The organism is Kitasatospora sp. NPDC004799, assembly GCF_040609095.1.
Lineage (GTDB): Bacteria > Actinomycetota > Actinomycetes > Streptomycetales > Streptomycetaceae > Kitasatospora.
Genome location: NZ_JBEXJK010000507.1, coordinates 1 through 5,331, shown reverse-complemented (window position 1 = coordinate 5,331; position 5,331 = coordinate 1). Strand labels below are relative to the sequence as shown.

6 protein-coding genes are annotated in these 5,331 nt (G+C 71.3%); 1 reads left to right on the top strand and 5 read right to left on the bottom strand.

Going from position 1 to position 5,331, the window contains the following annotated elements; translation table 11 throughout:
- Nucleotides 1-96: 96 nt before the first annotated feature.
- A complete protein-coding gene (gene ftsX, locus ABZW03_RS36660) occupies nucleotides 97-1,008 on the bottom strand; it encodes a permease-like cell division protein FtsX (protein ID WP_355268551.1) in 912 nt (303 codons plus the stop codon).
- Nucleotides 1,009-1,087: 79 nt separating this feature from the next.
- Nucleotides 1,088-1,777: a cell division ATP-binding protein FtsE gene (gene ftsE / locus ABZW03_RS36655; protein WP_030059730.1), complete on the bottom strand. Its 690-nt coding sequence runs from the start codon at nucleotides 1,775-1,777 to the stop codon at nucleotides 1,088-1,090.
- Nucleotides 1,778-2,126: 349 nt separating this feature from the next.
- Between ftsE and ABZW03_RS36650 the strand changes: the two genes are divergently transcribed.
- Nucleotides 2,127-2,321: a hypothetical protein gene (locus ABZW03_RS36650; protein WP_355268548.1), complete on the top strand. Its 195-nt coding sequence runs from the start codon at nucleotides 2,127-2,129 to the stop codon at nucleotides 2,319-2,321.
- A 65-nt stretch (nucleotides 2,322-2,386) separates the two neighbouring features.
- Here ABZW03_RS36650 and prfB read toward each other — a convergent pair whose 3' ends face one another.
- The 3 genes from prfB to ABZW03_RS36635 form a co-directional block, all read right to left on the bottom strand.
- Nucleotides 2,387-3,499, bottom strand: coding sequence for a peptide chain release factor 2 (prfB, locus tag ABZW03_RS36645; RefSeq protein ID WP_355268545.1), 1,113 nt, complete (start codon nucleotides 3,497-3,499; stop codon nucleotides 2,387-2,389).
- A gap of 82 nt (nucleotides 3,500-3,581) precedes the next feature.
- Nucleotides 3,582-4,835, bottom strand: coding sequence for a serine/threonine-protein kinase (locus tag ABZW03_RS36640; RefSeq protein ID WP_355268542.1), 1,254 nt, complete (start codon nucleotides 4,833-4,835; stop codon nucleotides 3,582-3,584).
- A gap of 251 nt (nucleotides 4,836-5,086) precedes the next feature.
- Nucleotides 5,087-5,257 (bottom strand): hypothetical protein, encoded by a 171-nt coding sequence (locus tag ABZW03_RS36635; RefSeq protein WP_355268539.1) that lies wholly within the window; start codon nucleotides 5,255-5,257, stop codon nucleotides 5,087-5,089.
- Nucleotides 5,258-5,331: the final 74 nt, after the last annotated feature.

The following is a 5,331-nucleotide window of genomic DNA, read 5'->3' as shown; positions in this document are numbered from 1 at the left end:
GGCGTACGGAGCGTCCCGAACGCCCCGTCAACGCCCCCGTACGCTCCCCGCGCACGTCGGCGCCGCGGCCGTCCGGGGCCGTCGGGGCGTCCGGAATCAGACCTTGAGGTACTTGCGCAGCGTGAAGAACGCCGCGACGCCGGCCATGCCCATACCCACCACGATCAGCAGCGGTATCACCGCGAGCACCGAGCCGAGGCCGATGAAGTGGATGAACTGCACCCGGTCGGCCAGCCAGTTCTGGACGAAGAAGTGCCCGCCGATCAGCAGCCCGGAGGCCATCATCGCGCCGAGCAGCGCCGAGAAGGCCGCCTCCGCGATGAACGGCATCTGGACGTAGAAGTTCGACGCACCGACCAGGCGCATGATCCCGGTTTCACGCCGCCGGCTGTACGCCGACACCCGGACGGTGTTGACGATCAGCAGCAGGGCGACGAACAGCATCAGCACCATGATCACGAAGGCCGCCGTCTGGAGGCCGTTGAGCAGGCCGAACAGGTTCTCCAGGATCTTCCGCTGGTCCTCGACCGACTTGACGCCGGGCTTGCCCGCGAAGGCGCTCTGGATCACGTCGTACTTGGTCGGGTCGTTGAGCTTGACCCGCCAGGACTGCGGCATGGCGTCCGGGCCCAGGACGGAGATGAGCGGGTTGTCCGGGTTCATCTCCTTCCAGTGCTTGTACGCCTCGGCCGAGCTCTCGTAGGTGGACGACTGGACCACCGAGGTCATCTTGTCCAGCTGGTCCTTGATGTCCTGGACCTGCTGGTCGGTGGCCGCGCCCTTGTCGCACTGGGGCGAGTTGCGGGCGTCCGCCTTGGTGCAGAAGTAGATGCTCACCTCGACCTTGTCGTACCAGTACCCCTTCATGGAGTTCACCTGGTCGCGGACCAGGAGCGAGGAACCGGCGAGGGCGAGGGAGAGCGCGACGCTGACCACGACCGCGATGGTCATGGTCAGGTTGCGTCGGAGACCCACACCGATCTCCGACAGGACGAACTGGGCACGCATGCGGGAAACAACTCCAGGGTCGGTACTGCTCTGGGTCTGGCGGATCGGGCCGACGGCCCCACGGGTCAGCGCCGGTCGGTCAGTGCTGGTACCCGTAGACGCCGCGGGCCTGGTCGCGGACGAGCAGCCCCTTGTCGAGCTCGATGACGCGCTTGCGCATCTGGTCGACGATGGCCTGGTCGTGGGTGGCCATCAGCACCGTGGTGCCGGTGCGGTTGATGCGGTCGAGCAGCTTCATGATGCCGACCGAGTTCTGCGGGTCGAGGTTGCCCGTGGGCTCGTCCGCGATGAGCAGCATCGGACGGTTCACGAAGGCGCGGGCGATCGCCACGCGCTGCTGCTCGCCACCGGACAGCTCGCCCGGCATGCGGTCCTCCTTGCCGCCGAGGCCGACCAGCTCCAGCACCTCGGGCACCACCTTGTTGATGGCGCTCTTGGGCTTGCCGATCACCTCCAGGGCGAAGGCGACGTTCTGCGCGACCGTCTTGTTCGGCAGCAGGCGGAAGTCCTGGAAGACGGTGCCCAGCTGGCGGCGCATGTGCGGCACCTTCCAGTTGGACAGCTTGCCGAGGTCCTTGCCCAGCACGTGCACCGCGCCCGTGCTCGGGCGCTCCTCGCGCAGGCACAGGCGCAGGAAGGTGGACTTCCCGGAGCCGGACGAGCCGACCAGGAAGACGAACTCACCCTTCTCGATCTCCAGCGAGACGTTGTCCAGGGCGGGACGGTTCTGCTTGGGATAGGTCTTGGAGACGTTGTCGAATCTGATCACGGCTGCATCACGGAGGCCATCCTAGGCGGCGCCAGTCCTCGGTCGGTCCGCCCCGGAGGCCCGGTCCGTGGGCGGGCGACAGGAGCGCGGAGGGCTGCTCCCGGACTCGGACCATACGCGAATCGGCAACCGGCCCGCAGGGGCCGCCCGCGACAACGGCCGACCCCTGGGGGAGAATGTCCGTTTATGCCCCGAATATTGCGAGGCATCTCACAGCCCGGAAGCCGGAACCGCCGGAACCTGGCAGAGTGGAGGGGGGCGACCGTGTCACGGCCGCTCCCCCGTACAGGGCAGCGCATGGAACCAAAGCCCCGTCCGGTGCGTTGGCTGTAGGCAAGGAGGAGATCGCATGACCTGCGACCATCTGGTGTGCGCCAACTGCAACGGCCGCGTCAGCGACGGGCGTTGCCCGGTGTGCCGGGCCAACCGGGCCCGGATGCAGGAGCAGCAGGGGCCGTTCGCCGCCCTCTCCCCCGCGATGCTGCTGGCCCTGCTGGCCGGGCTGCTCGCGGTGGCGCTGATCGCCCGGCAGGCGCTGGCCTGACACCCACGAGACGTACGAGAAGGCCCCCGACCGCTGCGGTCGGGGGCCTTCTCCGTGCTCAGTGACTACTCGGCGCTGGTCTCGCGCTGCTTGCGCCAGCGGATGCCGGCCTCGATGAAGCCGTCGATGTCGCCGTCCAGCACGGCCTGCGGGTTGCCGGCCTCGTACGCGGTGCGGACGTCCTTCACCATCTGGTACGGGTGCAGCACGTAGGAGCGCATCTGGTTGCCCCAGGAGCTGCCGCTGTCCTTGAGCGCGTCCATCGCCGCCTTCTCCTCCTGGCGGCGCCGCTCCAGCAGCTTGGCCTGGAGGACGTTCATCGCGGACGCCTTGTTCTGGATCTGCGAGCGCTCGTTCTGGCAGGAGACCACGATGCCGGTCGGGATGTGGGTGATGCGCACCGCCGAGTCGGTGGTGTTGACGCCCTGGCCGCCGGGGCCGGAGGCGCGGTAGACGTCCACCCGCAGCTCGCCCTCGTCGATGTCGACGTGGTCGGACTGCTCGACGACCGGGAGGACCTCGACGCCGGCGAAGGAGGTCTGCCGGCGGCCCTGGTTGTCGAACGGGGAGATGCGGACCAGGCGGTGGGTGCCCTGCTCGACCGAGAGGGTGCCGTAGGCGTACGGCGCCTTCACGGTGAAGGTCGCGGACTTGATGCCGGCCTCTTCGGCGTACGAGGTGTCGTACACCTCGGTGGGGTACCCGTGCCGCTCGGCCCAGCGCAGGTACATGCGCATGAGCTGCTCGGCGAAGTCGGCGGCGTCCACGCCACCGGCCTCGGCACGGATGTTGATCAGCGCCTCGCGGGCGTCGTACTCGCCGGACAGGAGGGTGCGGACCTCCAGCTCCTCGACCGCCTTCTGCAGGGCGACGAGCTCGACCTCGGCCTCGGCGCGGGTGTCCGCGTCGTCCTCGGCCTCGGCGAGCTCGAACAGGACGCCCAGGTCGTCGATGCGGCCGCGCAGGCCCTCGACGCGGCGCAGTTCGCCCTGGAGGAAGGAGAGCCGGCTGGTCACCTTCTGCGCGTTCGCGACGTCGTCCCACAGGGTGGGGGCGGCTGCCTCCTCCTCCAGGACCGCGATGTCGGCCCGGATCTTGTCCAGGTCGAGGACGGCCTCGATCGACCCCATGGTCGTATCGAGGTTCTTGAGCTCTTCGGAAGGATCGACGGCTGCCACGCCCCCAGGGTAATGGTTCCGGGAGTGGTCATGACGACACCCCCGGCTCCCCCGGGGTCTCGGCCGGGCGGGCCGGCCGTGGTCAGGGCGCCCGCGGGCCCGTGGTCGACACCGCCGGGCGGGTCGGGTGGCCGCCGTCCGGGGCGGTGGCCGCGAAGGCCGTCCAGGCCGCGGCGGCGCCCGCCAGCAGCAGCACGGTGGCGATCAGCACGGCCAGCAGCCGGCGGCGGCGCAGCAGGGCCTGGCGGTCCCGCCGGTGGCCGGGGGCGGCGCGCTGGGCGCGGGACTCGAGCGCGTACGCGGCCAGCTCGTCGGCGGACGGGCGGCGCAGGCTGGTGTGGGTGTCCCGGGTGGAGTCCGGGGCGGCGCCGGGCACCAGCGGGACGGCCGGGCCGCGGCGGCGCTTGTGGGTGCCGGGGCCGGCGTCGATCTCGGCGTAGACGGCCTCGCCGGGGGTCAGCTGCTCCTCGGCCGGGGCCCGGCCCTGGCCGGGCACGGCGAGCACCGGCAGGCCGGCCAGCGAGGGCAGCTGCTCGCGCAGCCGGGCGGCCAGCTCGGCGGCGCGCAGCCGGGAGGCGGGGGCCTTGGCCAGGCACTCGGAGATGATCCGCCACAGCCCGTCCGGCAGGCCGGGGATCGGCGGCACCTGCTCGGTGACGTGCCGGCGCAGCACCGCGCCGGTGTGGCCGCCGCCGAACGGGGTGAAGCCGGCCAGCAGCTCGTACAGCACGGTGGCGAGGGCGTAGATGTCGACGGCGGCGCGCGGCTCCAGGCCCTCGATGATCTCGGGGGCGAGGTAGTCGGGGGTGCCGATGATCCGGGTGGCCCGGGTGCGGCGGGGGGCGTCGACCAGCCGGGCCACGCCGAAGTCGGTGAGCTTGGCGCGCGGGGCGCCGCCCGGGCCGGGGGCGGCGGCGAGGTCGAGCAGGACGTTCTCCGGCTTGACGTCGCGGTGGACGATCCCGGCCGCGTGCGCGGCGGCCAGGCCGTCGGCGACGTCGGCGATGATCGAGGCGGCGGTCTGCGGGGGCAGCGCGCCGTCCCGCTCCAGCCGGGAGCGCAGGTCGGTGCCCTGGACCAGCTCCATCACCAGGGCGAGGTCGCTGCCGTCCACCACCATGTCGCGCACGCCGACCACCCGGGGGTGGTCGAGGCTGGTCAGCGCGGTGCGCTCCTGGACGAAGCGGCCGACCAGCACCTGGTCGGCGGCGAGGTCCTCGCGCAGCAGCTTGACCGCCACCGGGCCGTCGGGCCCCTCACCGAGCCAGACCGTCCCGGCCGAACCCCGGCCGATCACCTGGTGGACGGTGTACCGGCTGCCGATCTTGCGTGCCAATGCTGCTCCGTGGGCGGCGCGGGAGCGCTCCGGGGGTCCGGCGCGCTCGGTGGGGCGGGACAACAGCGACCAACCTACGCGCCCGGAGGCCCTGCGCGGGCCGCCGAAGGGGCCCGGAGCGGGACTCCCGGCCGAGAAATCTCGCGAATTGTCGACATAGCGTCAATCCTGCCGTCCGGGCGGGCCGGAGTCCGGACCGGCGTCCTGACCGGCGTCCGGTCCCGGCCCGTTCCGGCCGCCCGGGGCGGGTGCTACGTGCCGAAGACGCTGTTCACCCAGTCGCGCGCCGAGTCGAACCAGCCCACCACGTTGTCCCAGTACTGCGGCAGCGGCGTGAAGTTCCACAGCGCCACCCCGGCCACGGCCAGCACCAGCAGCACCATCAGACAGCCCTTGAGGCAGCCGAGCCCCGGGATGTACATCCGGTTGCGGCTGAGCTGTCTCGTCAGCTGTTCAGATAAACCACCACGCAGATGCTGCAGGTGTCAGGCGTCGC